The organism is Aerococcus christensenii (genome assembly GCF_001543105.1).
Classification (GTDB): domain Bacteria; phylum Bacillota; class Bacilli; order Lactobacillales; family Aerococcaceae; genus Aerococcus; species Aerococcus christensenii.
Window position 1 is genome coordinate 1,323,912 of sequence record NZ_CP014159.1, and the last position, 26,369, is coordinate 1,350,280.

A 26,369-nucleotide genomic window follows, 5' to 3' on the forward strand; every position below is an offset into this window, starting at 1 on the left:
ATGAAAGATAGAGAAACTTACAATGAAACACGAGCAATTAGTAATTATGAAAAGATGCTATTATGGGCAATTGAAAATGATGTAAAAAAAGAAGACTTTGTTGTAGCGGGCAAAATCTTTTTTTCTGGTGTATGGGGACCTAAAGTCGTAGAATAAGAAAGATTGTTAGGCTTGATCCATAAAATTTTATAACTTTTATATAGGATGCTAGCGCCTACTCTTGAATTACTTGTATCACGAAAGGAGAAGCATATGCAAGGTGAAAAGAAGACGGGGACGCCTCGCAATAGAGAGAATGAAGTCGATAGAAAAAACAGCCCTCAATGAAATAATGAGAACTGTAACGCGTATAGCAGAAGAAGTAGATGAGATTAAAGGTCACTCAATTAGAAGAAATAAAAAATGTTTGATCAGCTTCATAATTAGCAACAATACAATTAACAGCTGATTTTATAAAGATTTTAAGACCTTGATTATCTTTATAACTGTGTTTTTCAGAGGCTTATGATCAAGGAAACTTGATAGTTTATATTTTTGAGTAATTTGATAAAAAGTTGGAAAAAGTCTGGAGTAATTAAAAAGTATTATGTTATATATTCGATAGAAGCATCTAACTAAAAGGGCGCTTTTTTATGCAAAAGAGCCTAGATCTAGCTAGACTCCTAGTTTTTCTTTTAACGCTTCTGTTAGCGTTTGGGAGAAGTTGATGTTTTCTATATTGGCTAAATCGTTTAACCATTCAGGAACTGTAACGTTTTTTCTAATAGTTTTTGAGTGATATTTGCGACGATACGCCACTGGGTCAAAGCCAATGAGTGCAACTTCTTTATTTGGAAATTCACTTTGAATGTCTTTGATAGAGCTTGGCTCAGGATAAGTTTCATAATCTTCAAGCACTGCACCTAAAACTTCAGATGCCATTTCATAGGCTTGTTCGTATGAATCGCCTTGAGTCATTGCTGCAGGAATATCAGGGAATTTTACAATTATATATTTTTCGCCTTTTTCAAAGGTTGCAGGGTAAATTAACACACTTTTCATTCCTTTCGTGTTGAGATAAGAGAATATCTATAAAGCCTGTAGGTCATTTAAGACCATTTAAGACCCGCTTGCTTTAATATGTCTTTATAAAAAGAATCATCAATATCTTTATTGTGCATGGGAACAACAGTTGTTCGATTAGTGTTTTCGTTATACATGACTTTATGACTGCCACGTTGTCTAAGTTCTTTAAAGCCGTTTTTCTGAAGTATTTTGACTAATTTCTTTGGCGTTATAGGCATTCTCTTATCTCCTTTCTATATGTATATTATACACACTTTATACACATTGGTCAAGCTATTTTTATATTTATTTCATTTCTAGCCGTCTTTTAGATGGCTTTTTTTAATACCCCCCTACGTAATTTCAATAGTGTTATTTATTTTAGCTCCCATCACTGCTAAAAGATGAGAGCAATATTAAAAGGGGTAGGGGTAGTAAAGCAACCACGAGTGGAGGTGTAGTAACTATGGCTAATCTTAGAGCAGATAGACAAGGCGCACATCGTACACAGTTTGAGCGCAATCGTAAGAGGATACTAAAGACACAGAACGTCTGTGGGATATGTGGTAAGCCTGTTGATGTGAGTCTGAAGCAAGGCAATCCAATGTCACCAGTGATTGATCACATCATTCCAGTGGCTAAGGGTGGACATCCTAGTGACATAGGGAACCTACAGCTTGTTATATAAAGTTTGGAATATAAAAAAGCACCTTATAGGGTGCTTTTAACCAGATTACCAATCATTGTATTTATGATAGTTATTTGTTCAAATTTGCACTCTTAAAAATAGAACTGATACATAGTGCAAAATGAGTGCAAACTAATTTATTTTTCTTTGATCTGAAACGTTGATTTAACGGCGTTTATAATGTCCTTTGATTTTTTATAATCTTTTAAATATGCCGAAAATAGGAATCGAACCTACGACCTTTGCATTACGAATGCACTGCTCTACCGACTGAGCTATTTCGGCAGTTGATCAACGAATCAACTATTACAGTATAGCATGAATAAAGAATAAAAAGCAAGTAGTAAGTAAAATTTATAAGCTCAATTTGTGTCCCTCCCTTAAATAAAGAATGAACAAACAACGTAAAAATATAGCTAAGGAAGCCATGATTGTTATAGAAGGTGAATTAATAAACAAGGAGGAATTTTTATATTTTCATTTTCAGATCAAGTAGTTGTTGTAACTGGAGCAGGACAAGGAATCGGTGCTGAAGTTGCGAAAGAATTTGCTCAAGCAGATGGAAAAGTCGTCATTATTGATTTTAATGGGGAAACCGCAGAAGCAACTGCCCAAGAAATTAAGGCAAATGGTGGCGAAGATCTTGCTTATCAAGCGGATTTTTCCGATTATGAACGAGCTCAAGAAATTATTGCAGATGTTGTTGAAAAATGGGGCAAAGTGGACGTATTAATTAACAACGCTGGGATTACACGTGATCGCTCCTTTAAGAAAATATCTAAGAAAGAATGGGATCAAGTAATTGCTACTAACTTAACAGGGACTTTTAACTATTCTCAAGCTTGTTTTAATAACATGGTAGAAAATGGTTATGGTCGAATTGCTTCTTCTTCTCTAGCGGGGGTTGAAGAAAACTTTGGTCAAGTGAACTATTCCGCATCTAAGGGTGGAATTATGGCTATGACAAAGACGATGGCACGTGAAGGAGCTGCGAAAGGAACTACAGCTAATTGTGTTGCACCAGGTTTTGTTGAAACGCCTATGACTGCTGCGATTCCTGAAGATGTTAAGCAAGGAATGATTAATTCGATTCCAGTTAAACGGATTGGTTACCCTAAGGATATTGCCTATGCTTATATGTTCTTAGCAGCGAAAGAATCTGGCTACATTACTGGACAAACCTTGCAAGTTAACGGTGGTGTGAATATGTAATCGACTTTATGCCAAAAATTGGAGGAACAAGTGAGAAATCTTGTTCCTCCAATCAGCATGTCTAAAAGTGGAAATTTTAGGAGGAAATCTGTTAAAAGATTTCGGGATCGATAAAAAGAAAAAGGAGAGATGAAGGCATGGGGAAAAATAAACCTGTCATTCTTTTCATGGATTAGGGGTTGTGCCGCTTCTGTCTGCTTTATTAGTAGGTAAAATAGCTGGTTGGTTCAATCGGAAAAGTTCTTTTATTCAACGAATTCGTACGTTCGGAAATATGGCTGATTCTTTGGAAGAACAATAGAAAAGGTTAGTGCGGAAATTAGGCGTCGCATTTCTGGAAGTGTAAGCTAATCACCTAGTTTTGAAAAATATTCCCCCTTTACTGGATAATTTGACCAGTGAAGGGGGTTTTGTTTCTTATGGAGGTTATAAAAAAATCCCCCTCAAGTTTTTCTTACTTGAAGGGGAGAAGGATAAGCAAAATGTTGAACAACACTTGCTTAAGATCTATGGTTTTCTACTTTATCGGCATAGCCACTCTTACGTAGGAAGAATTTAACAATCTCTACGTAGAGAATAATAGAGAGGGAAGCCAGAAGAATAATGGCCCACATAGTGAAGGCTTCTGGATCTCCTACTAAATGAATGGTTCCAAAGGCTGCGTTTAAGCCGGGAAGGAAGACCGTAATGAGGAGTAGGAGAGATGAGATGATCGTTGCATAATTGAGCCATTTATTAGCAAAAGGATTGGAGCTGAATAAGGATTTATGAACGGATCGACTATTGTAAGCGTGGGCAAGTTGGATAAAGGAAAGGGTTAAGAAGGCAATGGCTTCTGCGTCTGAGTTGGAGAAGTTCATATAGTAATGACTAAACCAATAGACGAAGAGGGTAATTCCGCCTTCATAGATTCCTTGATAGAAGAGAGCTGGCAAGAGTCCACCAGATAAGATACTGGTTTTTCTGCCACGTGGGAGATGTTCCATAACATCAGCTTCTGCATCTTCAACCCCTAAAGCAATAGCAGGGAAGGTATCTGTGACTAAGTTAATCCAGAGAATATGAATAGGTTCGAGAATTTGCCAGCCCATGATCGTTGCGACGAATAAGGTCATCACTTCTCCGAGGTTGGCAGATAGGAGGTATTGAACCGCCTTTTGGATATTAGAGAAGACTTTACGTCCTTCTTTGACGGCAGTGACGATCGTTGCAAAGTTATCGTCGGCAAGGACCATATCCGAAGCGCCCTTTGAAACTTCTGTTCCTGTAATTCCCATACCTACACCGATATCTGCTTGTTTAAGGGAAGGAGCGTCATTTACGCCGTCACCTGTCATAGCAACCACCTTGTTATGTTTGGCAGATTGCCAAGCTTTAACGATTCTGACCTTGTGTTCAGGGGCTACACGCGCATAGACAGAGTAGTGTTCGACTTCATTTTCTAATTGTTCATCGGAGATAGTATCGAGGTAAGCGCCTGTTGTGACGCCGGTTTCGATGTTATCTTGGTCGATAATACCTAAACGTTCAGCAATCGCTGCTGCTGTAATTTGGTGGTCCCCTGTAATCATAACCGTACGGATACCGGCAGATTTAGCAGTAGCAATGGCGTCTTTGACTTCTGGACGTTCAGGGTCAATTTCACCAACCATACCAGCGTAGACGAGCTGATGTTCATGGCTTTCTGCGGTGTAGTGGTCTTCAGTGGCTTCGAGAGGTTTGAAGGCCATGGCTAAGACGCGAAGAGCTTGACGAGCCATTTGGTCATTTTGATCCAAAAGCATCTGACGGTAGTCTTCTGTCATGGGATGGATTTCGCCATTTTCGAAGTAAGAGGTACAGTTATTGATTAAAACATCTGGAGCCCCTTTAGTCAAAATAACATAAGGAGAATTTCCAAAGGAAGAAGCGTTTTTATTTTGATGAACGGTTGTGGACATTTTACGTTCAGAATCAAAAGGAATTTCACCTAAGCGAGGTGTTCCTTCACGAAGACCTTTTACATCGTAACCTTTATCGATAGCCAATTGAATCATGGCAGTTTCCGTAGGATCTCCTGTGAGAGTGAGATCGGCAGTTAAGGTAGAGTCGTTATCCAAAAGCATGACTTGGAAGAGAGGCTCTGAAAAGTCAACTTCTTCTGAGACTTCATGAAAGTGACCATTGTAGAAAATCTTTTCGATAGTCATCTTGTTTTGGGTAAGGGTTCCGGTTTTGTCGGAGCAGATGACTTCTGTTCCCCCTAAAGTTTCCACTGCAGGGAGTTTACGGACGAGGGCATTTCTGTCGGCCATTTTTTGTGTTCCTAAAGCGAGGATAATTGTAGAAATCGCAGGTAAGCCTTCTGGCAATGCGGCCACGGCAATAGAGATAGCGACTAAAAGCATTTCAATCCAACTGTAAAGGCCGGTGAATAAACCAATAAAGAAGATGATAGCAGCAATAACGACAATAGCCCAGGTGAGAAACTTGGTTAATTGATTCATATTGGCTTTGAGTGGGGTAATTTTTTCTTCTGAATTTTGAATCATCGTAGCGATGTGTCCCACTTCTGTTGACATGGCGGTAGCTACAACGATCCCTTGACCTCTCCCGTAAGTAACATTGGTGGAAGAAAAGGCCATATTGCGACGATCTCCTAAGCTGGCATCTGAATTTACCTTTTCTAAATTCTTTTCAACAGGGACAGATTCTCCGGTTAAAGCAGCTTCTTCAATTTTGAGGGAGTGGACACTTGTTAATCTTAGATCGGCAGGGACAACATTTCCGGCCTCTAGAACGACGACATCACCGACTACAATTTGCCGAGAGTCGATAATGACAGATTCGCCGTCTCGAATGACATGGGCTTTTGGAGAAGACATGTCTTTAAGTGAGGCAATGGCATCTTCTGCCTTGGTTTCTTGAAGAACGCCTAGGATGGCGTTGAGCAGGACAACGACCAGAATAATACTTGCATCGACTAAACCGTGGATTCCTTCCAACAATATCGATAAGGCCGCTGAAATTAATAAGATAACAATCATGGCGTCTTTGAATTGATCAATGAATTTTTGCCAGAGTGTAGTTTGTTCGCCTTCTTGAATTTCGTTAGGGCCATTTTGAGCGAGTCGACGTTGGGCTTCTTCGCTGGTTAGTCCAGATAAAGGATCAGTATGCAATTGACTAGCAATGGCTTCAACTGATTCTGTAAAAAAAGAATTTTTTTCTGTCATATGTGATGTCTTCCTCCTTTAAAAATCTGCAATCCAGTGACTAAAAAAGACTTATACTACTCCTTGTAGCATAAGTCTCACCAATTAAGATAGCACCAGCAGGAAACTGCTTGATTAACTATTGTTGATACTATCACAGAGTGTTCTGCTGGTTACTCCCTTATGAAAAGCGTCCTTAAATTGCTGTCAACTATTATACCCCAAAATCCTTAAAATCTCAAATATTTGCCTAATTTTTTATGAAGAGAGTCGATTATTTGGAATAAAAAAATCTCCAAAATAAGAGGAAAAAGATTGGACAAGGTCAGACGGAACCGTTATAGTAGATAAAGTTAAGAAAGGGGACAAGATATGTCTGAACAATTCATTCAGCAAGTGCATGATCGCTTGAAGGAATATCGAGTAGATCAGATACAAGCCGTTATTTCTATGTTAGAAGCTGGGGACACTGTGCCTTTTATTGCGCGTTACCGTAAGGAAAAAACAGGAGCTTTGGATGAAGTCGCTATTCAAAAGATTAAAGAGACGCATCAATATGTAGAGAATTTGGAAGAAAGACGCCAAAGCATTCTAAAGTCTATTGACAGTCAAGGCAAATTAACTTCTGATTTGAAGAAAAATATTGAAGCAAGCACTGTCTTACAAACCCTAGAAGACCTCTATGCACCGTATAAAAAGAAAAGACGGACGAAGGCTACTCAAGCCAAAGAAGCGGGCTTAGAGCCTTTAGCAGAATGGTTGTATGCTTGTCCTACAGAGGGAAATGTCCACCAAAAGGCGGAAACATTCATTAATGAAAAGATTAGCAGTGGAGATGAAGCACTGGCTGGAGCCCATGAAATTATTTGTGAATGGATTTCGGAAAATGTGACTTTCTTAGAGCATGTCCGGACTTTTGTGTTTGAAAAGGGAAGTTTAGTCTCTAAAAAACGGGCGAAGGCAGAAGATGATCAGGAAACTTATGCTGTTTATTATGATTTTGAAGAAAAATTAAAACGACTAAAGCCTTATCAAGTCTTGGCCATTAACCGTGCAGAAAAAGAAAAAATCGTCACAGTATCCTTAGAGATTGATGAATTTCCTTTAGCTGCTTACTTAGTGAAAGAGATTATAAAGGGGAGACCGGTCTCTACTGGCCAATTACAAGATGCTATTCAAGATAGCTTAGAACGCTTCTTACTTCCTCAAGCCTTTCGGTATGTAAGAAGTCAATTGAACGAACAAGCTGAGGACTCGGCCATTTCTACATTTTCTACGAATTTAGAGCACCTCTTAATGCAACAACCTCTCAAAAGGAAAGTAGTATTAGGGTGGGATCCTGCCTATCGAACAGGATGTAAATTAGCTATATTAAGTCCAACAGGGCAAGTCTTGGATAAGACGGTTGTTTATCCAACCCCTCCTAAAAAAGATAAGGAAGGCGCTAAAAAGATCTTAAAAGATCTCATTTCAAAGTATGGAATAGACGTGATTGCTATTGGAAATGGGACAGCTAGTCGAGAATCAGAAGAATTTGTGGCTTCCTTTATTAAGGAAGAAGGTCTCCAATGCACCTACACGATTGTAAGTGAGAGTGGGGCTTCCGTGTACTCGGCAAGTCCGATCGCTAGAGAAGAATTTCCAGATTATAATGTAGAAGAACGTTCAGCTGTAAGTATTGGTCGACGGCTTCAAGATCCTTTGGCAGAATTAGTCAAAATTAATCCGCAAGCTATCGGAGTTGGTCAATACCAACACGATGTGAGCCAAAGTAAGTTGAGCGATCAATTGGACTTTATTGTGGAATTAGTGGTTAACCGAGTAGGAGTTGATGTGAATACAGCGAGTGCTTCTCTATTGGCTCATGTGTCAGGCCTCAGCAAAAATGTAGCCAAAAACCTTTTAGCTTATCGAAATGAACAAGGAAAATTTACCAATCGGGAGGAATTCCTGAAAGTTCCTCGCTTAGGTCCAAAAGCTTATGAACAAGCGGCTGGCTTTTTAAGAATTCGAGAAGGAGACAATCCTTTAGATAGTACAGGAATTCACCCAGAGTCTTATCCAGTGACCTTGGAATTGTTTGAAGAAGCGGGATATGCGATTGAATCCCTCCATCAAGCAGAGGTGAAACAATGGATCAAGTCTTGGAATTTAGAAGCTTTGGCAACGTCCCATGAGGTAGGATTAGAGACTTTAACGGATATTCAAACCGCTTTATTGAGTCCAGGAAGGGATCCGCGAGAAGAAATTAGTGGTCCTATCTTACGTCAAGATGTTATGTCAATGGAAGACCTTAAAGAAGGCATGTGCTTACAAGGTACGGTACGTAATGTGGTAGATTTTGGAGCTTTCGTGGATATTGGTGTCAAGCAAGATGGTTTGGTCCATATCTCTCGTTTAAGTGAAAAATATATTACAGATCCTAAAGATGTGGTGAGTGTAGGAGACATTGTAGAGGTATGGGTTGTCCAAATTGACAAGAATAAGGGAAGAATTTGGCTATCTATGATTGGACCAAAAGCCTAATGCTTTCTTCAAAAATCCCGTTTAGTGAAGAAGAGTTAAAAGAACTGGTTAAAGAGGTTTCTCTTAGAGATTTTAAGCGAGTTTTTGTACATGAAGTTTCGTGGAATCGTCGATTAAGGACAACGGGAGGGCGCTTCATTGTAAAAAGTTTGCGCTTGGAATTTAATCCTAAAGTTTTTGCGGCCTTCTCTAGAGAAGTGGGCTTAGGGATTATTCGCCATGAACTCTGTCACTATCATCTCTATCTTCAAAAAAAACCTTACCAGCATCGTTCTTCTGATTTTAGACGGTTACTTCAAGAAGTAGGGGGATTAAGATATACGCCTGCTTTAAAAGAAGAAGTACCTTATATTTATGAATGTCAGAGGTGCGGTCAAATCTATCCTAGACAGAGACGTATCAATATCAAAAAGTACAGATGTGGGCATTGTCAAGGTCCATTGCATTGCAAAAAGAATACAAGAAATAGTTATTCTATTAGTTAAATAAAATAGCCGAATTTTTATAGCACAGTTACTTCAGTAGCTGTGCTATTTTTTTCAAGTGGACATAAAAAAATAGTGAAAAAGGTTTTTAAAGATTCCCTTGCACTATTTTAGGGGATAATTCATAATAAATTATTTCGCTTTTAAATCTATAAAAATAAACTATACGGGCATAAATTTTAACATGAAGGAAAAATCTGTACAATGTTTTTGAAAACGGTTACTATATAGTTGTAGAGCGGCTCTCATAATTTATTAGAATGTAGTATATTGATAAGTTCTCGGATGGAATCTGTCATAAAAAAGTGTTTAGTGTGGGCTAATCCGATCTGAATTTGAGAATACGGATCGATGAGAGGGATCCAATGAAGATTGTTTGAGCATTTCACAAAGGACTTGTATTCGATAGCCATAAGGGAGATTGCATTCATATCTTCTAAGCTATTCAGAAGGACAGAAATATTGTCACCAGAATAAACAATGTTAGGAGTGAAATTAGCAGCTTTAGCTAAATATTCTAGGTGCTTCCCCAGCGTATACTTTTTAGAGAAACTAGCGAAACGTTGGCCTTTGAGTTGATCGGTGTAGATGACTGTTTCTTGAGAGAGAGGATGCTTGTAAGGAACAACCACACAAATGTGATATGAAAGATTATTAATAGGTTCGAGATCAATGTTTTTTTCAAATTTTGGAAAGGAAATAATTCCAAGATCTATCTCATTATTAGTCAAGGCACGTTGAAGTTCAGGAGAACCGCCTTGTCTAAGGGTGATATCGCAGTTTTGATGGGTGATGAGGAATTGAGAAATTAAAGGCATGAATTTTCTAGCGAAGACAGTAGTCATTCCTAGACGAATATATGTTTTTTGGTTCTCTCCGTAATGTTGGACATCCTCAGTCAATTTATCAAACTCTAAGAGAAGTTTGCCACCACGTTCGTTTAGCATTTTACCAGCGGGTGTAAGCGTAAGGGTGTTCTTTTCTTTGAAGAATAAAGGATGGTTAAGGTCATCTTCCAATTTTTTAATAGCGGTAGATAAAGTAGGCTGAGTCACAAAAAGCTTTTTAGCAGCTGCGGAAAAACTGTGTTCTTGGCTAACCGTTAAAAAATAGCGTAGTTGACGAATATCCATGAGACTTCCTTCTTTCCTAATTTGTTTATATAAATTTATTATAACAAGTTTTTGTCAATAAAGGAGGCAAATTATGATTAAGATCGCAGTTGCGTGTGGAGCTAGAGAAGAAATCCTTCATGTGGTTCGAGCAGCAAAGGCGGAAAATAATGAAATTGAATTTCATGTATTTGACGACAAAGAAAATTGTGCAGAAGATGGCGTATGGATTTATCATCCTTGTGAAAATGAAGCGGATGCTGTGACTCAAGCGGTGACATGGGCAGATAATGGACAAGCTGATATCTTAATGAAAGGTAACGTTAAGACCCATACCCTCTTAAAAGAAGTTTTGAAGAAAGATTACCACTTAAAGACGCAAGCGGTACTTTCCCATGTAACTTTTGTGAAAATTCCAAAACGTAATCAGCCTTTTTTATTGACGGATGCGGGAATGAATCTTCAACCAACAGAGGATCAATTATTTGAAATTGCTAGAAACGCTATTCACATCGCACATTTATTAGGATTAGATAAACCAAAAGTTGCTCTTATTTCATCAGCTGAGAATATTAATCCTAAGATGATTTCTTCTGTACTTGCTGTGAATCTTAAAGAAAGGCTTCAAGAAGAAGACGCTATTGTTGAAGGTCCACTTTCATTCGATTTGGCACTTTCACCAAAGTCTGTTGAGCGAAAAGGTTATCAAGGCAAGGTAATGGGAGATGCAGATATTATTGTTGTTCCTACGATTGATGTAGGAAATGTTATTTACAAGTCCTTGTTATTATTCGGGGATGCAGAATTAGGCGGAGTGATTGCAGGAACTAAGGTTCCTATTGTTATTACGAGTCGAAGCGATTCATCCAGCAGTAAATTACAAGCACTAACCTTTGCTATTCAACAGGTTATAGGAGGGAGAAGTGATGACAACGTTAAGTAGAGAATATGTGTTAGCCATTAACCCAGGATCTACCTCTACAAAATTAGCAATTTTTAAAGAGGGACAAAAGCAAGAAGAAGTGATTCGTCATCCGGTAACGGAATTACAAAAATTTCGGCAAATTAGAGATCAAATCGATTACCGAAAAGAAATCATTGAAGATTTCCTTGAAAAAGCTAATTTTGATGGGAATAAATGCGCGGCAGTTGTTGGTCGAGGAGGATTACTCCAACCTGTAGAAGGAGGGACTTACTCAGTCAATGAAGCCATGTTAGAAGATCTCAAGGAAGAGCGCTACGGAGCGCATGCAAGTAACCTTGGTGCTATGATCGCTGCTCCTCTTGCCCAAAGATGGGGATGCCCTGCATATATTGTGGACCCAGTTGTAGTGGATGAATTGAATCCTATTGCAAGAATTAGTGGCTTAGCAGGAATTCAAAGACGCAGTGTTGGTCATGTTTTAAATCAACGCTCAGTAGCTAGAAAAGCTATTGAACAGTTAGGAAAAACCTACTCAGAAAGTCGCTTAATCGTGGCTCATATGGGAGGGGGCATCAGTATTGGTGTTCATGACCATGGTCGAATTATTGAAATGGTAAATGGAATTGATGGAGAAGGGCCATATAGCCCAGAACGCCCAGGTAGTCTTCCATTGGCTGATTTTGCTAAAAAGATAGTAACCGAAAAACTTTCAAAACCTGAAATTCGTCGTCTTCTTGCAGGAGATGGGGGATTGAAATCTTATCTAGGCGAAACCGATCTTAGAAAATTGGTTGAAGAAATGGAAAATGGAGATGAACGTGTTCGCTATTACTTAGATGGAATGAGCTATCAATTGAAGCAATCTATCGGGAGTATGGCAGCAGTCTTGGATGGAAATGTAGATGCTATTGTTTTAACAGGTGGCATTATGTATGCAGATTACATCCGTGAGAAACTCCAAAAAGATCTATCGTGGATAGCTCCTGTGTTAGCTTTCCCTGGTGAAAGGGAAATGGAAGCTCTGTATGAAGGAGCAATTAGAGTGCTAAACGGTGAAGAAGAGGCGAAAACTTATCAGGTAAATAGGGAAGGAGCGATAGAATGATTACAACAGATTTAGTCGTTTTAGGAGGAGGTCCAGCTGGTTATGTCGCAGCTATACAAGCTGCAAAATTAGGAAAAGAAGTCATTTTAGTTGAAGAAGATTTGATGGGGGGAACCTGCTTAAATAGGGGATGTATTCCTACAAAAGCCTTGCTTCAAAGTGCTTCAGTCAAACATGACATTGACCATGCAGACGAATTTGGTTTCTCTTTGAAATCCGATTACGAAATTAACTTTGCGACTATTCAAGCAAGAAAAGAGAAGATTGTTTCCAATCTTCGCAACGGGGTTTCAGCTCTCATGAAGAAGAATAAAATTAAAGTCCTTCATGGGAAAGGCGCAGTCATGGGACCATCCATATTCTCACCTGTTTCAGGAACTGTAACGGTGACATATGAAGATCCTTCGAAAGAAGAAACTGTGATTGTTCCTAAGAATTTGATTATCGCCACAGGTTCTCGAGTAAAATCCCTTCCTAATTTAAAAATTGATGAAGAAAACATTCTTAGTTCAACGGGAATGTTAGAAATTAGTGAACTTCCTAAGACAGTAGCTGTTATCGGAGGAGGAGTAATCGGCGTAGAATTTGCGTCTTTCCTCAATCGCATGGGAAGTAAAGTAACCGTCATTGAATATGCTGATCGTTTGGTCATTAATGAAAGTCCTTCGATTAGTCAAGAACTCAAACGTGCCTTTGAAGGTGATGGAATATGTGTAAAGACCTCCGCTAAAGTCCAAAAAGCAGAAGTTGTTAATGGCGGGGTTGCAGTAAGCGTTGAAGGAGAAGCAAAACCTGAAATCTTTGATAAAGTTTTAGTAGCGGTAGGACGTGAACCGAATATTGATAATATCGGTTTGATAAATACTTCTATCAAGTTTGATAAGAAGGGAATTCAAGTCAATAAACACTATCAAACCGCTGAAAGTCACATTTATGCGATCGGAGATGCTATTCCTACTCTCCAATTGGCACATGTCGGAATGGCTGAAGGAAAGATCGCGGTAGAGCACTTGGTTAATAACTGTCAAGACACTCTAGATTATGTTTCTATGCCAAGATGTACCTATACTTCACCAGAAATAGCAAGTGTAGGGTATACCCAAGCCGATATTCCAGAAGGCATGAAGGTCAAAGTGGGTAAATTCCCATTCACCAGCAATGGTAAGGGGATGATCGCAGGTGCCAAAGGTGGCTTTGTGGAAGTTCTCAGAAATGAAGAAAATGATGACTTACTAGGAATTAGCATTATTGGACCTCATGCAACAGAAATGATCAGTGAAGGTTCATTGGCAAGATACGTCAATGCCTCCGCTCATGAATTAGGAGAAGTTGTTCATCCGCATCCAACGCTCAGTGAAGCGATTCAAGAAGCGGCCTTAGATTCTTACAAAATGGCAATACATAAATAAAAAAGAAAGTGAGTGACGGAAAATGGAAAAGTTAAAAACATCTGGTTTATCACGAGAAGAGATTATCGAAGCTTTTCGATTGGTTCTTGAAACGAGAATTGTCGATGATCGTTATTGGCAATTAACTCGTATCGGGAAAACTTCCTTTAACATTTCAGGGAAGGGGCATGAAGTAGGTCAAGTAGCTATGGGATTAGCATTTGATCCTAAGAAAGACTACTTTAACCCTTACTATCGTGATTTAGGAGCAGTGCTTGCTTGGGGGATGACACCAAAAGACTGCTTAATGGCAACATTTGCTAAAGATGCAGATCCTAACTCTCATGGACGTCAAATGCCTAACCACTATGGGTCAAAGGAACACAATATTGTGAGTCATTCTTCCCCAGTAAGTACCCAATATCCTCTAGCAAGTGGGATGGCTTTAGCTGCCAAATTAAATAAAGAAGACAGCTTAGTATTAGTAGTCACAGGGGACGGTTCTTTCGGACAAGGAGAATGTGCAGAAGCAATGAACATTGCTGGGGTTATGAAATTACCAGTAATCTTCGTTGTAGAAAACAACGGATATGCCATTTCTGTTCCAAATAAAGGAGAATATTCTTCTGAAACCTTAGCTATTCGTGGTGAAGCTTATGGCTTCCCTGGAGTTCGTGTAGATGGTTGTGACTTTGCAGCGACCTACCTTGCCTTCAAGAAAGCGGTTGAATATGGACGTTCTGGTAAAGGTCCTTACTTAATTGAAATGATGGTAGAACGTATGACTAGCCACTCCAGTGACGATGATCAAACCGTATACCGTTCAAAAGAAGAATTAGCTGAAGTAGAAGCCGATGACCCTGTTGAAAAGATGTGTAAGCAAATGATTGACGAAGGGTATCTCACAGCTGAAGAAATTGAAAAGATGAAAGAAGAGATTCGTGCTCTTGTCAATAAAGCGACAGATGAAGCGGAAGCAATGCCTGACCCTACACCAGAATCACTTTATGAACAAGTTTATGCAGACTAAACAGCCAATTGAAGGAGAGGATGATTAATTATGACAGAGATGACTTATTTACAAGCCATTAATCGCGGTATTGATGAGGAAATGGCACGCGATGACAAAGTGGTCATTTTCGGTGAAGACGTTGGTGGCGTTAAAGGTGGGGTTTTCGGGATCAGTAAAGGATTAGCTGAAAAATATGGCGATGACCGCTGCTTTAATAGTCCGTTAACAGAAATCGCTATCGGAGGATTGGCTGTTGGTTTAGGTTTACGTGGTTATCGTGCAATTGGTGAATTCCAATTTGCGGACTATATTTTACCTGCTGTTAACCAGATTTGTTCAGAAGCTGCACGTATGCGTTATCGGACAAAAGGAGACTGGACCACTCCAATTGTTTTCCGTGCTCCTTATGGTGGTGGGGTTCGTGGTGGATTCTATCACTCCCAATCATCAGAAAAAGTCTTTGCAGGACAACCAGGTCTTCGCGTTGTAACACCATCTACAGTTTATGATGCCAAAGGTATGATTAAATCAGCTATTCGGTCAGATGACCCAGTATTGTTCTATGAGCACAAGCGCCTCTATCGGTTACTCAAGGAAGATATTCCTGAAGAAGAATACACTGTTCCAATTGACAAAGCAAATGTTGTTCGTGAAGGGGATGACATGACGGTTATCGGCTATGGCTTAGTTCTTCATCACGCTCTTAAAGCTGCAGAACGTTTAGCTGAAGAAGATGGTATTGAAACAGAAGTCGTAGACGTTCGTTCCCTTTACCCACTTGACCGAGAAACTTTAGTTAATGCTGCAAAGAAGACAGGAAAAGTTCTCTTAATCAGTGAAGACAACGAAGAAGGTGCTGTTATCAATGATATCGCAGCTATCATCGCTGAAGAAGCCTTGTTCGATTTAGATGCTCCAATTAAACGTTTAGCAGGTCCAAATGTGCCAGCAATGGGTTATGCAATTAATCTTGAACGTGAATTCTTAGTAAATGAAGAACGCGTTTATGACGCAATGAAAGAATTATCAGAATTCTAGAAGGAGGAATATGATGGCCATAAAAGAGATCATTATGCCAGCTTTGGGGGAAAGCGTCCACGAAGCAACGATTACCTATTGGAAAGTTAAACCTGGCCAATCGATTGAAAAATACGATGTTTTAGCAGAGGTTATGTCCGATAAGGTAACAACTGAAATTCCTTCAGAATATAGCGGAACGATTACAGAACTGTTGGTAAAAGAAGATGAAGAAGTAGCCATTGGTACACCTATTTTGAAGATTGATGTAGGTGGAGATGCAGCTCCTGAGCCTGAAGATAAGGCCGCAGCTCCAAAACCAGCAGCTGAACCAGCTAAAGCGGCAGAAAAACCTAAGAAACCAGCATCTACAAATACCACTTATTCACCATCTGTTGTTAAGTTAGCGAGTGAAAAAGGGGTAGATTTGAAAGAAGTTGTTGGAACAGGTTCAGGTGGACGAATCACCAAGAAAGATGTTCTTGCTTATGCAGAAAAAGCAAAAGCAGCCTCTGCTCCTGCGGCAACTTCAGCAGGAAAAGCACCAGCAAATGAGGGTGGCGGACGCTTCTCACCAGCTGTGGTGAAATTAGCAAATGAACGTGGCATTGACCTCAATCAGGTCCAAGGAACTGGATCTCATGGTCGGATTACCCGTCAAGATGTTCTGAATTTCCAACCTGGAGCTGTTCAAGAAGTGGCTCCAGCTGCTACAAGTGCCCCTGCTGCACCAGTGGCTGATCAACCTGCTCCAGCCGCTTGTCAATCACAAGTTTGTGGAAATGATGAAGTAGTTACTCCAAGTCCTATTCGGAAGGCTATTGCAAAACATATGGTAGAAAGCTATACGCAGATTCCGCATGCTTGGTTACGTGTAGAAGTTGATGTAACGAATATCGTTCGTCTCCGTAAAGCAGAAAAAGATAAATATAAAGCAACAGAAGGCTGTTCCTTAACTTACTTACCGTTCTTTATTAAAGCGGTAACGCAATCCCTCAAGAAACATCCAAGCTTCAATGCATCTTGGCAAGCAGATAATACAGTGGTTTACCACAAAGATATTAATATATCGATTGCGGTTGCGAATGGAGATACTTTATATGTTCCTGTTATTCATCAAGCCGATAACTTCTCGATTAGTGGGTTAGCGAAAGAAATTGCTCGCTTATCTACAGCAGTTCGCGAAGGAAAAGCAAGCGGCGCTGATATGAAGGGCGGTACCTTCACAGTGAATAATACTGGTAGCTTTGGGTCGACAGCTTCTATGGGAATTATTAATGCGCCTCAAGTAGCGATTCTACAAGTAGAAAGCATTAGAAAGCAAATGATTCCAACTAAAGATGGCGGATTTAAAGTAGCAGATATGGTGAACTTATGTTTATCCATTGATCACCGCTTATTAGATGGTTTAGCTGCAGGTCAGTTCTTATCTGATATTAAAGCTAGCTTAGCTGCTTTTGATAGCCCTACAGATATTTATTAAAATGATATAACGTAAAATATAGAGAAAGTCATTTCTCCAGTGACTGGAGAGGAAACTTCTATATGTAATTAAAAAAATCTCGCTTTTCCCACATTAAGAGTGGAAGAGCGAGATTTTCTTATTTTGAAAATTTTTTTAATTAGTCATTTGCGGTTTCTGGTAATAGGAGATTAAGTAAGATACCAGCAATAGCACTTAAGGCTGTACCTGATATCGTGAGAATATTGGAGAATTCTAAGATAGCTCCGCCTAAACCAAGAACTAGAATTGCAGAAGCGATGATGAGGTTTCGAACATCTTTGAAGTCTGTTTTTGCTTCGATTAAGACTTTTAAGCCATTAGAAGCGATGGTCTCGTATAGTAAGATAGACATTCCTCCTAAAGCGGCTGTAGGAATAGTTGAAATCAGTGCGGTGAATTTCCCTAAGAAGGAAATGGTGATGGCAATGACAGCAGCGTGCTGGATAACGCTAGTAGAAGCGACCCGTGTCATCCCAACAACCCCTGTATTTTCGCCGTAAGTTGTTTCTGAAGGACCACCCAAGAGAGCGGATACACAAATCGCTAATCCGTCCCCAAGGAGTGTTTTATTCAAACCTGGGTCTTTTAAGAATTGACGCCCACAGATTTCGGAAAGAACGGTATGGTCTCCGATATGTTCGGATAAGGTAACGATGGCTACCGGAATAATGGCGAGAGCTTCTGGACCGAAGTAAAGTCTGAAAGAATCAAAGTAAGAAGTGTTGAATGATAAGATGAAATGTGGAATTTCAAACCAAGCTGCTTCTTTAATAGGAGTGAAGTCGACCAATCCCATAAAGGCTGTAAGAATATAACCGGAGATCAAGGCAATCAAAAAAGGAATGACCCGAACAAATCCCTTGCCTCGTACATTAACCAAGGCACAGACGATAAAAGTGAAGATGGCTACGATCATAGTTTGTAAGTTCCCATTTGGGACAAAGCCAGCGTTGGTTACAGCACTTCTTGCTAAGGAAAGCCCGATAACAACAATGAGTGGCCCAATGACGACTGGGGGGAGTAGTCGATCTACCCATTTGTTCCATAGCGATTTTCATTGCTCCAATAAAAGCGAAAGAAGATCCAAGATAGACAGGAACCTTTCCTTTGATGAAGAAAGTATAGATTAAGGTTCCTAAGCCACTACACATTAAAGTGACGGAAACTGGCATCCCTAAAGTTAAAGGAACTAAGATAGTTGCACCAAACATGGCAAAGACGTGTTGGAAACTTAAAAATAAGCCTTCGATACGTGGGGGCTTTTGATCAATATCGTAGCGCATAGTCAGACGGTTAGTATGTAATTCAATAGAACATTCTCCTTATTTGTGGGCGCAAAAAAAGCCCTTAATAGTGTGGTTAAGGACTTATATGACGACTTGATAAAATACGCATGTCTTTTCTCTTCTCACGGGCAGAGATTAAAAGACCTAAACTCCTAATAGTCTAAGGGTTAATTTCTAAAAAGTCAATGTTGAAATAAAAAATAGCAGTAAAGAATGCTTAGTAGAAGCGAATGTAATAAAATATAACAAAGCAAATGCGACATAGCTTTGAATGTCATAAAATAACACCTTATTAGTATAGGGTGTTATAAAAAGTGACATAAATGTACTCCCAACTCTTGCTTTCTTTATAAATCCATGATAAAATAGTCTCAAAATTATTACAAAAGGGGACTGATTACTATGAAAAAAAAGAAAAAGCTACATGGCTTGTTAAAATATCTAACAATAGCTATTCTTGTTTGGTTAGGTTGTATAAGCTGTAATCAGGAGCAGGCTCATGCTGCAGAAAAGACTTATATTATAGCAACAGATACGACTTTTGCACCCTTCGAATTTGAAAGTCAAGAGGGTAAATTTGTGGGGATTGATGTAGAGCTTTTAGAGGCAATTGCTAAAGAAGAAGGTTTTGATTACCAATTAAAACGGTTAGGATTTAACGCCGCTGTTCAAGCCTTGGAATCTGGACAAGCAGATGCTGTGATGGCTGGGATGTCTATTACTAATGAAAGAAAATCTTCTTTTGATTTTACAGACCCTTACTTTGATTCTGCTGTTATTTTTGGAGCAAAGAAGGGATCTTCTATCCATAGTTTGGAGGACTTAAGAGGAAAGAAAATTGCTGTAAAGACAGGGACCTCTGGAGCTAAGCAAGCATCTAAGATGAAGGATAAGTACGATTTAAAAATTACAACCTTTGAAGATTCCTCTAATATGTATGAAGATGTATTAAGTGGAAATAGTGATGCGGCTGTAGAAGATTATCCAGTAATGGCCTATGCGATTAATACGGGGATGGAACTCCAATTAGTCGGAGATAAGATTCCAAACGGAGAATTAGGGGTGGCTGTTGGAAAGGGCAAGTCTCCTGAATTCCTCGAAAAATTTAACCGTGGTTTGAAAAAACTTAAAGAAAATGGGCAATATGATGAAATTGTTAATCGCTACTTGAGTACGTCCAGTCAAGAAATTGATCATTCTTTATTGGGATTACTTCGTGGAAACTTTAAAAATATCGCAATGGGGTTATTTAACACCATTAAAATTACTGCCTTTGCCATTTTATTTGCTTTCCTTGTTGGGGTAGTGATTGCTATGATGGCAGTGAGCGATTCTGCAATTTTAGGTAGAGTGGCATCTGCTTACGTTCATTTGTTTAGAGGGTTACCTGTGATTGTGTTGGCTTTCTTCATTTATTTTGGTATTCCTCAACTCTGTGATATTAATTTATCTGCTAATATTGCCGGAATTATTACACTTACTCTCAATGCTTCGGCCTATATCTCTGAAATTATTCGAGGAGGAATTTTAGGTATTCCAGTGGGGCAATTCGAAGCTAGTCGGTCTTTAGGGTTAACGAAATCAATGACGATGCGTAAAATTATTTTACCGCAAGCCTTTAAATTGATGATTCCAGCTTTTATTAATCAATTTGTGATAACTTTGAAAGATACTTCAATTTTATCTGTAATTGGACTTGTAGAATTAACACAAACTGGTAAAATTATAATAGCACGCACTTATCAATCGGGTAAGATTTGGTTTATTGTTGGGGTTCTATACATTATTATTATTACCCTATTAACCAAACTATCAAAGCATATCGAAAGGAGTCTATAATATGGCTGAAAAGAAAGTGATTATTCAAAACCTTAAAAAGAGTTTTGGAGATAATGAAGTATTAAAAGATATTAACTTATCTATTTCAGAAGGTGAAGTGGTATGTATTATCGGACCTTCTGGATCAGGAAAATCTACTTTACTTCGCTGTATCAACCGTTTGGAAACCATTGATGGTGGACAAGTTACGGTGGACGGATTTGATATGTCGGATCCAAAATTAGAAATTGATAAAGCACGCGAAAATATTGGAATGGTTTTCCAACAATTTAATCTTTTCCCACATAAAACGGTTAAAGAAAATATTACTTTAGCCCCAGTTGAACTTGGAAAGATGAGTCAAGAAGAAGCTGACAAAAAAGCTTTGTCTCTCTTAGCAGATGTTGGATTAGAAAGTAAGGCAGATGCTTACCCTAATTCTTTATCTGGTGGTCAAAAACAACGTGTGGCGATTGCGCGTGCCTTAGCAATGGATCCGGACTTGATGTTATTCGATGAACCTACTTCTGCTTTAGACCCAGAAATGGTTGGGGACGTTCTAGAAGCCATGAAAGACCTCGCTAATAGAGGAATGACCATGGTGATTGTTACTCACGAAATGGGGTTTGCGAAACAAGTATCTGATCGAACCATTTTTATGGATGGCGGATATATCGTTGAAGAAGGAACGCCAGAGCAAATCTTTGAACATCCACAAAATGAACGGACAAAAGATTTCTTACAGAAAGTCCTTAAATAGATGCAGAAAAAGGTTAAAAAATCTCCTTTACTTTAGAAGTAAAGGAGATTTTTTTATTTGTTTAAAGAAGTGAGAATAGGACTTAAGAAAAACATTACATTAAAAATATCTTTGACCTATTTTGGCACGTTCAAAGGACAGAATGAAAATAAAAAAAGGTTAAACAAAAATAATAATTTTCTCTTTTAAAAAATAATAGTTTTCTCTTTTAGTAGATAACCTAACAAGTTATAATAGAGGTGTTGTATGTTAGATGATTTTGAGAATTATTCAGGAGGAAGTTGCATGATTTTAATTGAAATGAAACGAAACGGTGAATATGTTTACCGCCCTGGAATGGATATGGCTTTACAAGAGTATGTGCGTCAAAATATCTTTCTTGATGATGATATTATGATGCCTTACACGAGTTCCCCTCAAGTTCAAATGGGTCGGTATCAAAATGCTGTGAAAGAAGTTAATTTGGATGCTATGAAGGAGAAAGGCGTGCAACTCTGTCGTCGTGATACTGGTGGTGGAGCGATTTACCTAGACCGTGGGAATACAAGTTTCTGTTACTTGATCAATGATCGTTCAAATAATACAGATTTGAATTTCCAAAAATTGTACGAACCCGTGGTTGAAGTTTTACATGATTTAGGGGCAAAAGATGTTGAGTTCTCCGGACGTAACGATTTGAAAATTGGCAACAAAAAAATCTCAGGAGCTGCCATGAGTTTAGATCCTACTCGTTTCTATGCAGGCTACTCATTAATGTTAGATGTTGATTTTGATACCTTAACGACTGTTTTAACCCCAAACCGTAAGAAAATTGAAGCTAAAGGTGTAGATTCTGTTCGTCAACACGTAGATAGCATTCGTCATCACTTAGCTCCAGAATATCAAAACCTTACACCTAAGGAATTCCATGACCTTGTTGCTTGTCGTCTATTGAAAGTAGACCGGTTAGAAGATGCTAAACAATATGTTTTAACAGACGAAGACTGGGCAGCTATTGATAAACGTTGTGAAGAAAAATGGTTTAATTGGAACTGGGTTTATGGAGAATCTCCGGAATATCAATATACTCGGAATGCACGTTTAGAAGGTATTGGGACCTTTGAATTACACTTGACAGTAGATAAAAGTCGAATTTCAGAAATTAAGATTTATGGAGATTTCTTTGGATCAGAACCTATTCAAGATGTTGAAAAAGTCTTGTTAGGTGTTCCTGCTGAAAAAGAAGCCATTGTCAACGTTTTGAAAGATATGGATCTCAAACCTTACTTCAATGCTCAAATTCATGAAGAATTAGCAGACATTATATTAAGCTAAAACAAAAAAGAGGATTTTCTCTTGGAGGAGTCTTTGAAAGTCAGAGCAACACTCTGACTTTCAGGGACTCTTTTTTTAGGAGAACCTCTTTTCGTTTTGAAAAATTATTTTAAAGGACAGGCTAGATTTGCAGTCTTTGGATCGAGAAGTAGTTTCACTTTTTGCTGACAAAGTTGCAAAGCAAACAAGAGAAGCCGTTTGACTTGATCACTTGGAATCGTTTCGCCTTTGGCTAATTTTTCTTTGAGTTGACAAGCGTTTAAATGGCGAGCTAGAAAAGGACATTGAAAGCTGGACTGAATTTCTAAAAGGACATGTGGATCGGGATGTTTTTCGAATAAGAGGGAAATGATTTTCAGACTGAGTTCATTATATTTTTTTAGGTCTTGAGTGAGCGTCATAGTAACTTTTCCTTTCTTGAAAGTGTCTATTTTTATCATACGCTTCTAGCGAATCTTTTCAAAGAAGAAGTCTTGAAAAATTTGAACATAAAAATGTGAGAAGATGCGCTAATAGAAAAGTTTAAACTTTTAAAATGCTGGAGAGAAGGGTATAATAAACAAGTATCAATTGAGAGAGAAAGCCAAAGACTTCTTTCTCTTAGCCCTTGGAAAGGAAGAATCGCAGTGCGCCAATTTTTTGAAAATAAAAAATTAGTGGTCATCTTGTTAAGTGTGATTACTTCACTGAGTTTGATTGCTTTTTCAACTTTTGGAGGAGGTTTGCCTCAACCAGTAACTTGGGTAAATGATGTGGCTGCGATGATAGCCCGAATGGTATCTGCACCAAGTAATATCGTTATGCGATTTGGAGATGCAGTGAGTGGCCTACAAAATACCTATGAAGAGAATCAAAAGTTAAAGAAACAAATAGCCACCTTACAAAGCTTGGAAGCTCAAAATACGATCTTAAAAGAAGAAAATAAGCAGATGGCCAATATGCTGAAGTTAGAACCAACCCTTGTTGGAAAAAAGGTGATCGCCTCCACGGTTATTTCACGTTCACCAGAAAATTGGTTGGATAAATTAACTATTGATGTGGGTGAAAATAACGGTATTAAAGTAGACATGTCTGTGATGACGGATCAAGGAATTATTGGGCGGGTTTCTGAAGTAGGTCCTACTTCTTCGAAAGTGAGTTTAGTAACTTCTAATCAAGAAGACTCTGTGAAACTGTATGCCGGGATTCAATCCAAAGATAGTATTTACTACGGCGTGATTGATGATTATGATGGAACCAATAATGAACTGATTGTCAACCAAGTGCCTAAGTCCGCCAAAATTGAAAAAGACGATACCGTGACAACCAGTGGTCTAGGAGGAATCTCTCCAGAAGGTCTAGTCATTGGTAAAGTTACTAGAGTAGAAGATGATGAGTTCAATCTTTCCAAGCGGGTCTTCGTTTCCCCAGCTGCCAACTTTAACGACATTCGGCACGTCTTTGTGATTATGTCTGATAAGGAATCTGGCAAAGAGAAGAAGGCAACGCCTAAGGATATTAAAGCTTCTGATTCGTCTCAAAGTCAAAGTTCTTCAAGCAGCCAAACCGCTGCTTCTAGTCAGCCTCCTGCACAATCTCAGCGTCCAAGTCGACCAGCAGTTACTGGCCAAGTTCCTGCAAGAAATCCATTGCACCGTCCTCAAAGAGGAGGAAGACGACATGGGTAAATATTTAAAACATTCTTTTGCCTTGCCGTGCTTTCTTTTGCTATTCTTTTTCCTAGATGGCTCGGTGACCAACATGATTTTGGCTTTAGTGAACACCCATCACTATAAGATTGTCCCCGCCTTTTTATTAATCACTTGGATTCTAATGCCATTGTATACAGAGAAACGGTCAGTTCTCTATAACATGTCTTTTGTCATTGGGTTTCTCTATGACAGTTACTATACCGGAATCTTAGGAATTAACTTGTTCCTGTTTCCAGCTTTGGTGTACGTGACTTATTTAGCCAAACGGAAGCTGACTCTTAATTTTTATACAGTGTGGGTGTGGGGAGTCCTGGCTTACTTTACTTATCAGCATATAATTTGTATCGTGTACCGTTTGTTACGCTTTCATCACGAAAGTTATGGAACTTTCTTTCAGAGCTTTTTAGGGCCGTCACTTTTATTTAATAGTTTGATCATTTTTATGATGACTCTTATTATTCCTGCTTTTTGTCAATGGGAAGCACGTTAAAAAGCTTGATTAAATGACGAAATATCAGTATAATACAAAATAATAAGCAAACAATGAATGGAAGAGGTTAGAAGTCTTCCTTTGCAGAGAGCCTGGTTGCTGAAAACAGGTAAGGAAGTTCTAACTACACACCCAGGAGTTAATAGATCAAAGTCTATTCGTGTTCGAGCGTTACATCGAAGTGTTATTAAACATGAAGAGTTAAGTATTGTGAAATACTTGAGAAAAAAGGTGGTACCACGCCACAGCGTCCTTTTCCTATGGGAGAAGGACTTTTTTTTATTAGATTAAACGTTGTAAGAAGGAGGAAGTGGAGATGAAGAGCCTCAAATGGCTAGTGAGTCTATGCTGTTTCATAAGTTTTTGTATAGTAGGTGGGGGAAGCGTTGACGCTCAAACGGGCGATCAAGCTGTCCTTGAAAAGCCGGTCCCTAAAGAGGGGGATACTGTTCGAGTAGGGTTAGATGATACCTTTGCGCCGATGGGTTTCCGAAATGATAAAGGAGAAGTAGTGGGATTTGATATTGATCTTGCGAAAGCAATCGGGGATCTTTATGGTTGGAAGATGGAATTTCAGCCAATTGATTGGGCGATGAAAGAGACAGAACTCAATACAGGCAATATCGATATGATATGGAATGGGTTAGGGATTACACCTGACCGCGAAAAACAGATGTTGTTTTCCAAAACTTATTATGAGAGTCCAGGCATTATTATTACTAAGAAGGGATCTCCTATTCAAAAATTAGAAGACTTAGAAGGAAAGAAGGTTTCCACTCAGTCAGGGTCTACGACGGCTAAATATATCCAAGCTTGGCCGAATGGACTCTATCAAAAGTTAAATGGACAACCTGTTCTCTATTCGAGTTATAATGAAGTGTTTAGTGATTTGGATTCTGGAAGGGTAGATGCTGTAGCAACCGATTCTTGCTATGGAAGATATGTTATGCAGGTCAGAGGAGCAGATAAGTACGCCTTCTTTGTCGATGATTCGCATCCAGCAGAACCTTTTGGCGTCGGTATGCGTCTGGGAGACCAAGCCTTAAAAGAAAAAATCGATCAAGGGATTAGCCAACTCAAAGAAAATGGAAAATATGATCAAATCGTTGAAAAATGGTTCGGCCAAAATCGTGAAGTAGCCAAGCAAGAGAATCTTCTCCAAAAAATCCTTCCTTCATTAGGAAAAGGGTTTGAGCTGACGGTAGGCCTGTTTGTCATCGTTTTAGTGATGTCCTTGCCATTAGGCTTCTTAATTGCGATTGCCCGTGTATTTGGGGCTTCTTGGATTCGGGGTTTGATTGAAGGATATGTTTTCATTATGCGGGGGAGTCCTTTGATGTTACAGTTAATGGTTTTCTTCTTTGGACTTCCTTATATTGGGATTACTTTAGACCGGATGCCAGCTGCTATTTTAGCCTTTGTGATTAACTATGCCGCTTACTTTGCAGAGATTTTCCGTGGGGGCATTATGGCTGTCCCAGGCGGACAATATGAAAGTATCAAAGTCTTGGGAATTGGAAAATATCGCGGTTTTTGTCGGATTATCTTCCCGCAAGTGATGAACATTACCTTACCATCTGTAGGCAATGAAGTCATTGCCTTAGTGAAGGATACTTCTTTGGTTTATGTGATTGGACTCGGGGAACTCTTAAGAGCAGGCTCTATTTCGGCCAATACCTATGCCACGATTGTTCCTTATCTCGTTTGTGGGGTCTTTTATCTCGTATTTACAGCAGTAGTCACAGTAGGATTGAAACGCTTAGAAAATCAAATTCACTGGGGTTAGGAAGGAGAGACT

21 protein-coding genes, 1 tRNA gene, 2 pseudogenes and 1 other annotated feature are annotated in these 26,369 nt (G+C 39.0%); of the genes and pseudogenes, 17 read left to right on the forward strand and 7 right to left on the reverse strand.

The window, feature by feature from the left end; translation table 11 throughout:
• Window positions 1-156, forward strand: a complete 156-nt coding sequence (locus AWM71_RS08270) for a hypothetical protein (RefSeq protein ID WP_156407349.1) — start codon at window positions 1-3, stop codon at window positions 154-156.
• Between the two features lie 498 nt (window positions 157-654).
• Here AWM71_RS08270 and AWM71_RS06290 read toward each other — a convergent pair whose 3' ends face one another.
• Together AWM71_RS06290 and AWM71_RS06295 are read right to left on the reverse strand one after the other, a co-directional pair.
• Window positions 655-1,032 (reverse strand): type II toxin-antitoxin system HicB family antitoxin, encoded by a 378-nt coding sequence (locus tag AWM71_RS06290; protein WP_060777159.1) that lies wholly within the window; start codon window positions 1,030-1,032, stop codon window positions 655-657.
• A 56-nt stretch (window positions 1,033-1,088) separates the two neighbouring features.
• Window positions 1,089-1,283 (reverse strand): type II toxin-antitoxin system HicA family toxin, encoded by a 195-nt coding sequence (locus AWM71_RS06295; protein WP_060777160.1) that lies wholly within the window; start codon window positions 1,281-1,283, stop codon window positions 1,089-1,091.
• A gap of 227 nt (window positions 1,284-1,510) precedes the next feature.
• On the opposite strand from AWM71_RS06295, the pseudogene AWM71_RS06300 reads away from it, so the two are divergent.
• A pseudogene (locus AWM71_RS06300) lies at window positions 1,511-1,723 on the forward strand (HNH endonuclease); the annotation flags it as partial.
• Window positions 1,724-1,944: 221 nt separating this feature from the next.
• Here the strand turns inward: AWM71_RS06300 and AWM71_RS06305 are convergent.
• Window positions 1,945-2,017: transfer RNA gene (locus tag AWM71_RS06305), tRNA-Thr, on the reverse strand.
• A 186-nt stretch (window positions 2,018-2,203) separates the two neighbouring features.
• On the opposite strand from AWM71_RS06305, the gene fabG reads away from it, so the two are divergent.
• Window positions 2,204-2,944, forward strand: a complete 741-nt coding sequence (gene fabG, locus AWM71_RS06310; RefSeq protein ID WP_060777161.1) for a 3-oxoacyl-ACP reductase FabG — start codon at window positions 2,204-2,206, stop codon at window positions 2,942-2,944.
• A 500-nt stretch (window positions 2,945-3,444) separates the two neighbouring features.
• On the opposite strand, the gene AWM71_RS06315 is transcribed toward fabG, so the two are convergent.
• Complete coding sequence (locus tag AWM71_RS06315) at window positions 3,445-6,159, reverse strand: cation-translocating P-type ATPase (RefSeq protein WP_060777162.1); 2,715 nt, start codon at window positions 6,157-6,159, stop codon at window positions 3,445-3,447.
• Window positions 6,160-6,510: 351 nt separating this feature from the next.
• Here AWM71_RS06315 and AWM71_RS06320 point away from each other — a divergent pair, with 351 nt between their 5' ends.
• On the forward strand, window positions 6,511-8,664 hold the full coding sequence (locus AWM71_RS06320; RefSeq protein WP_060777163.1) for a Tex family protein: 2,154 nt from the start codon (window positions 6,511-6,513) through the stop codon (window positions 8,662-8,664).
• Window positions 8,664-9,149 (forward strand): SprT family protein, encoded by a 486-nt coding sequence (locus tag AWM71_RS06325; RefSeq protein WP_060777164.1) that lies wholly within the window; start codon window positions 8,664-8,666, stop codon window positions 9,147-9,149. The genes AWM71_RS06320 and AWM71_RS06325 overlap by 1 nt, the downstream gene beginning before the upstream one ends.
• Before the next feature lie 245 nt (window positions 9,150-9,394).
• On the opposite strand, the gene AWM71_RS06330 is transcribed toward AWM71_RS06325, so the two are convergent.
• Entirely contained in the window at window positions 9,395-10,282 is an 888-nt protein-coding gene (locus tag AWM71_RS06330; protein ID WP_060777165.1) for a LysR family transcriptional regulator, read from the reverse strand.
• 73 nt (window positions 10,283-10,355) lie between these two features.
• Here AWM71_RS06330 and AWM71_RS06335 point away from each other — a divergent pair, with 73 nt between their 5' ends.
• Genes AWM71_RS06335 through AWM71_RS06360 form a run of 6 tightly spaced genes read left to right on the forward strand, consistent with a single transcriptional unit; the run spans window position 10,356 to window position 17,191 of the window.
• The gene (locus AWM71_RS06335; RefSeq protein WP_060777166.1) at window positions 10,356-11,204 is read left to right on the forward strand and encodes a phosphate acyltransferase; all 849 of its coding nucleotides are present in this window, start codon (window positions 10,356-10,358) and stop codon (window positions 11,202-11,204) included.
• The gene (gene buk / locus AWM71_RS06340; RefSeq protein ID WP_060777167.1) at window positions 11,188-12,291 is read left to right on the forward strand and encodes a butyrate kinase; all 1,104 of its coding nucleotides are present in this window, start codon (window positions 11,188-11,190) and stop codon (window positions 12,289-12,291) included. Before AWM71_RS06335 ends, buk begins: the two co-directional genes overlap by 17 nt.
• The gene (lpdA, locus tag AWM71_RS06345) at window positions 12,288-13,700 is read left to right on the forward strand and encodes a dihydrolipoyl dehydrogenase (RefSeq protein WP_060777168.1); all 1,413 of its coding nucleotides are present in this window, start codon (window positions 12,288-12,290) and stop codon (window positions 13,698-13,700) included. The genes buk and lpdA overlap by 4 nt, the downstream gene beginning before the upstream one ends.
• Window positions 13,701-13,722: 22 nt before the next feature.
• Window positions 13,723-14,709, forward strand: a complete 987-nt coding sequence (locus tag AWM71_RS06350) for a thiamine pyrophosphate-dependent dehydrogenase E1 component subunit alpha (RefSeq protein ID WP_060777169.1) — start codon at window positions 13,723-13,725, stop codon at window positions 14,707-14,709.
• A 30-nt stretch (window positions 14,710-14,739) separates the two neighbouring features.
• Window positions 14,740-15,729 carry an alpha-ketoacid dehydrogenase subunit beta gene (locus AWM71_RS06355; RefSeq protein WP_060777170.1) on the forward strand — a complete coding sequence of 330 codons (990 nt, stop codon included), beginning with the start codon at window positions 14,740-14,742 and terminating at the stop codon, window positions 15,727-15,729.
• Between the two features lie 13 nt (window positions 15,730-15,742).
• Entirely contained in the window at window positions 15,743-17,191 is a 1,449-nt protein-coding gene (locus tag AWM71_RS06360) for a dihydrolipoamide acetyltransferase family protein (RefSeq protein WP_060777171.1), read from the forward strand.
• A gap of 139 nt (window positions 17,192-17,330) precedes the next feature.
• Here the strand turns inward: AWM71_RS06360 and AWM71_RS06365 are convergent.
• Window positions 17,331-18,495: pseudogene (locus tag AWM71_RS06365) on the reverse strand (uracil-xanthine permease family protein).
• Between the two features lie 405 nt (window positions 18,496-18,900).
• Between AWM71_RS06365 and AWM71_RS06370 the strand changes: the two are divergent.
• The 3 genes from AWM71_RS06370 (at window position 18,901) to AWM71_RS06380 (ending at window position 22,390) form a co-directional block, all read left to right on the forward strand.
• Window positions 18,901-20,337: an amino acid ABC transporter substrate-binding protein/permease gene (locus AWM71_RS06370; RefSeq protein ID WP_060777172.1), complete on the forward strand. Its 1,437-nt coding sequence runs from the start codon at window positions 18,901-18,903 to the stop codon at window positions 20,335-20,337.
• Window position 20,338: 1 nt separating this feature from the next.
• On the forward strand, window positions 20,339-21,076 hold the full coding sequence (locus AWM71_RS06375; protein ID WP_060777173.1) for an amino acid ABC transporter ATP-binding protein: 738 nt from the start codon (window positions 20,339-20,341) through the stop codon (window positions 21,074-21,076).
• A 285-nt stretch (window positions 21,077-21,361) separates the two neighbouring features.
• Window positions 21,362-22,390 carry a lipoate--protein ligase gene (locus AWM71_RS06380; protein ID WP_060777174.1) on the forward strand — a complete coding sequence of 343 codons (1,029 nt, stop codon included), beginning with the start codon at window positions 21,362-21,364 and terminating at the stop codon, window positions 22,388-22,390.
• A 104-nt stretch (window positions 22,391-22,494) separates the two neighbouring features.
• Here the strand turns inward: AWM71_RS06380 and AWM71_RS06385 are convergent, their stop codons facing one another.
• A complete protein-coding gene (locus tag AWM71_RS06385; RefSeq protein ID WP_060777175.1) occupies window positions 22,495-22,791 on the reverse strand; it encodes a hypothetical protein in 297 nt (98 codons plus the stop codon).
• Window positions 22,792-23,016: 225 nt separating this feature from the next.
• On the opposite strand from AWM71_RS06385, the gene mreC reads away from it, so the two are divergent.
• The 3 genes from mreC to AWM71_RS08615 all read left to right on the forward strand — a co-directional run bounded on the left by mreC (window position 23,017) and on the right by AWM71_RS08615 (window position 26,357).
• Entirely contained in the window at window positions 23,017-24,057 is a 1,041-nt protein-coding gene (gene mreC, locus AWM71_RS06390; RefSeq protein ID WP_082632732.1) for a rod shape-determining protein MreC, read from the forward strand.
• On the forward strand, window positions 24,050-24,571 hold the full coding sequence (gene mreD / locus AWM71_RS06395) for a rod shape-determining protein MreD (protein ID WP_060777176.1): 522 nt from the start codon (window positions 24,050-24,052) through the stop codon (window positions 24,569-24,571). Before mreC ends, mreD begins: the two co-directional genes overlap by 8 nt.
• 44 nt (window positions 24,572-24,615) lie before the next feature.
• Window positions 24,616-24,829, forward strand: a binding site (T-box leader).
• A gap of 58 nt (window positions 24,830-24,887) precedes the next feature.
• Window positions 24,888-26,357: an ABC transporter permease subunit gene (locus tag AWM71_RS08615; RefSeq protein WP_082632733.1), complete on the forward strand. Its 1,470-nt coding sequence runs from the start codon at window positions 24,888-24,890 to the stop codon at window positions 26,355-26,357.
• The last annotated feature ends 12 nt before the right edge of the window (window positions 26,358-26,369 follow it).

Bases quoted from the DNA above. Each gene is read 5' to 3' on its own strand.
- AWM71_RS06320 (WP_060777163.1), top strand. From the start codon at position 6,511: ATGTCTGAACAATTCATTCAGCAAGTGCATGATCGCTTGAAGGAATAT.
- AWM71_RS06330 (WP_060777165.1), bottom strand. From the start codon at position 10,282: ATGGATATTCGTCAACTACGCTATTTTTTAACGGTTAGCCAAGAACAC.
- AWM71_RS06375 (WP_060777173.1), top strand. From the start codon at position 20,339: ATGGCTGAAAAGAAAGTGATTATTCAAAACCTTAAAAAGAGTTTTGGA.
- AWM71_RS08270 (WP_156407349.1), top strand. From the start codon at position 1: ATGAAAGATAGAGAAACTTACAATGAAACACGAGCAATTAGTAATTAT.
- AWM71_RS06360 (WP_060777171.1), top strand. From the start codon at position 15,743: ATGGCCATAAAAGAGATCATTATGCCAGCTTTGGGGGAAAGCGTCCAC.
- AWM71_RS06335 (WP_060777166.1), top strand. From the start codon at position 10,356: ATGATTAAGATCGCAGTTGCGTGTGGAGCTAGAGAAGAAATCCTTCAT.
- AWM71_RS06315 (WP_060777162.1), bottom strand. From the start codon at position 6,159: ATGACAGAAAAAAATTCTTTTTTTACAGAATCAGTTGAAGCCATTGCT.
- AWM71_RS06325 (WP_060777164.1), top strand. From the start codon at position 8,664: ATGCTTTCTTCAAAAATCCCGTTTAGTGAAGAAGAGTTAAAAGAACTG.
- mreD (WP_060777176.1), top strand. From the start codon at position 24,050: ATGGGTAAATATTTAAAACATTCTTTTGCCTTGCCGTGCTTTCTTTTG.
- AWM71_RS06380 (WP_060777174.1), top strand. From the start codon at position 21,362: ATGATTTTAATTGAAATGAAACGAAACGGTGAATATGTTTACCGCCCT.
- AWM71_RS06355 (WP_060777170.1), top strand. From the start codon at position 14,740: ATGACAGAGATGACTTATTTACAAGCCATTAATCGCGGTATTGATGAG.
- AWM71_RS06295 (WP_060777160.1), bottom strand. From the start codon at position 1,283: ATGCCTATAACGCCAAAGAAATTAGTCAAAATACTTCAGAAAAACGGC.
- AWM71_RS06385 (WP_060777175.1), bottom strand. From the start codon at position 22,791: ATGACGCTCACTCAAGACCTAAAAAAATATAATGAACTCAGTCTGAAA.
- AWM71_RS06350 (WP_060777169.1), top strand. From the start codon at position 13,723: ATGGAAAAGTTAAAAACATCTGGTTTATCACGAGAAGAGATTATCGAA.
- AWM71_RS06370 (WP_060777172.1), top strand. From the start codon at position 18,901: ATGAAAAAAAAGAAAAAGCTACATGGCTTGTTAAAATATCTAACAATA.
- buk (WP_060777167.1), top strand. From the start codon at position 11,188: ATGACAACGTTAAGTAGAGAATATGTGTTAGCCATTAACCCAGGATCT.
- AWM71_RS08615 (WP_082632733.1), top strand. From the start codon at position 24,888: ATGAAGAGCCTCAAATGGCTAGTGAGTCTATGCTGTTTCATAAGTTTT.
- lpdA (WP_060777168.1), top strand. From the start codon at position 12,288: ATGATTACAACAGATTTAGTCGTTTTAGGAGGAGGTCCAGCTGGTTAT.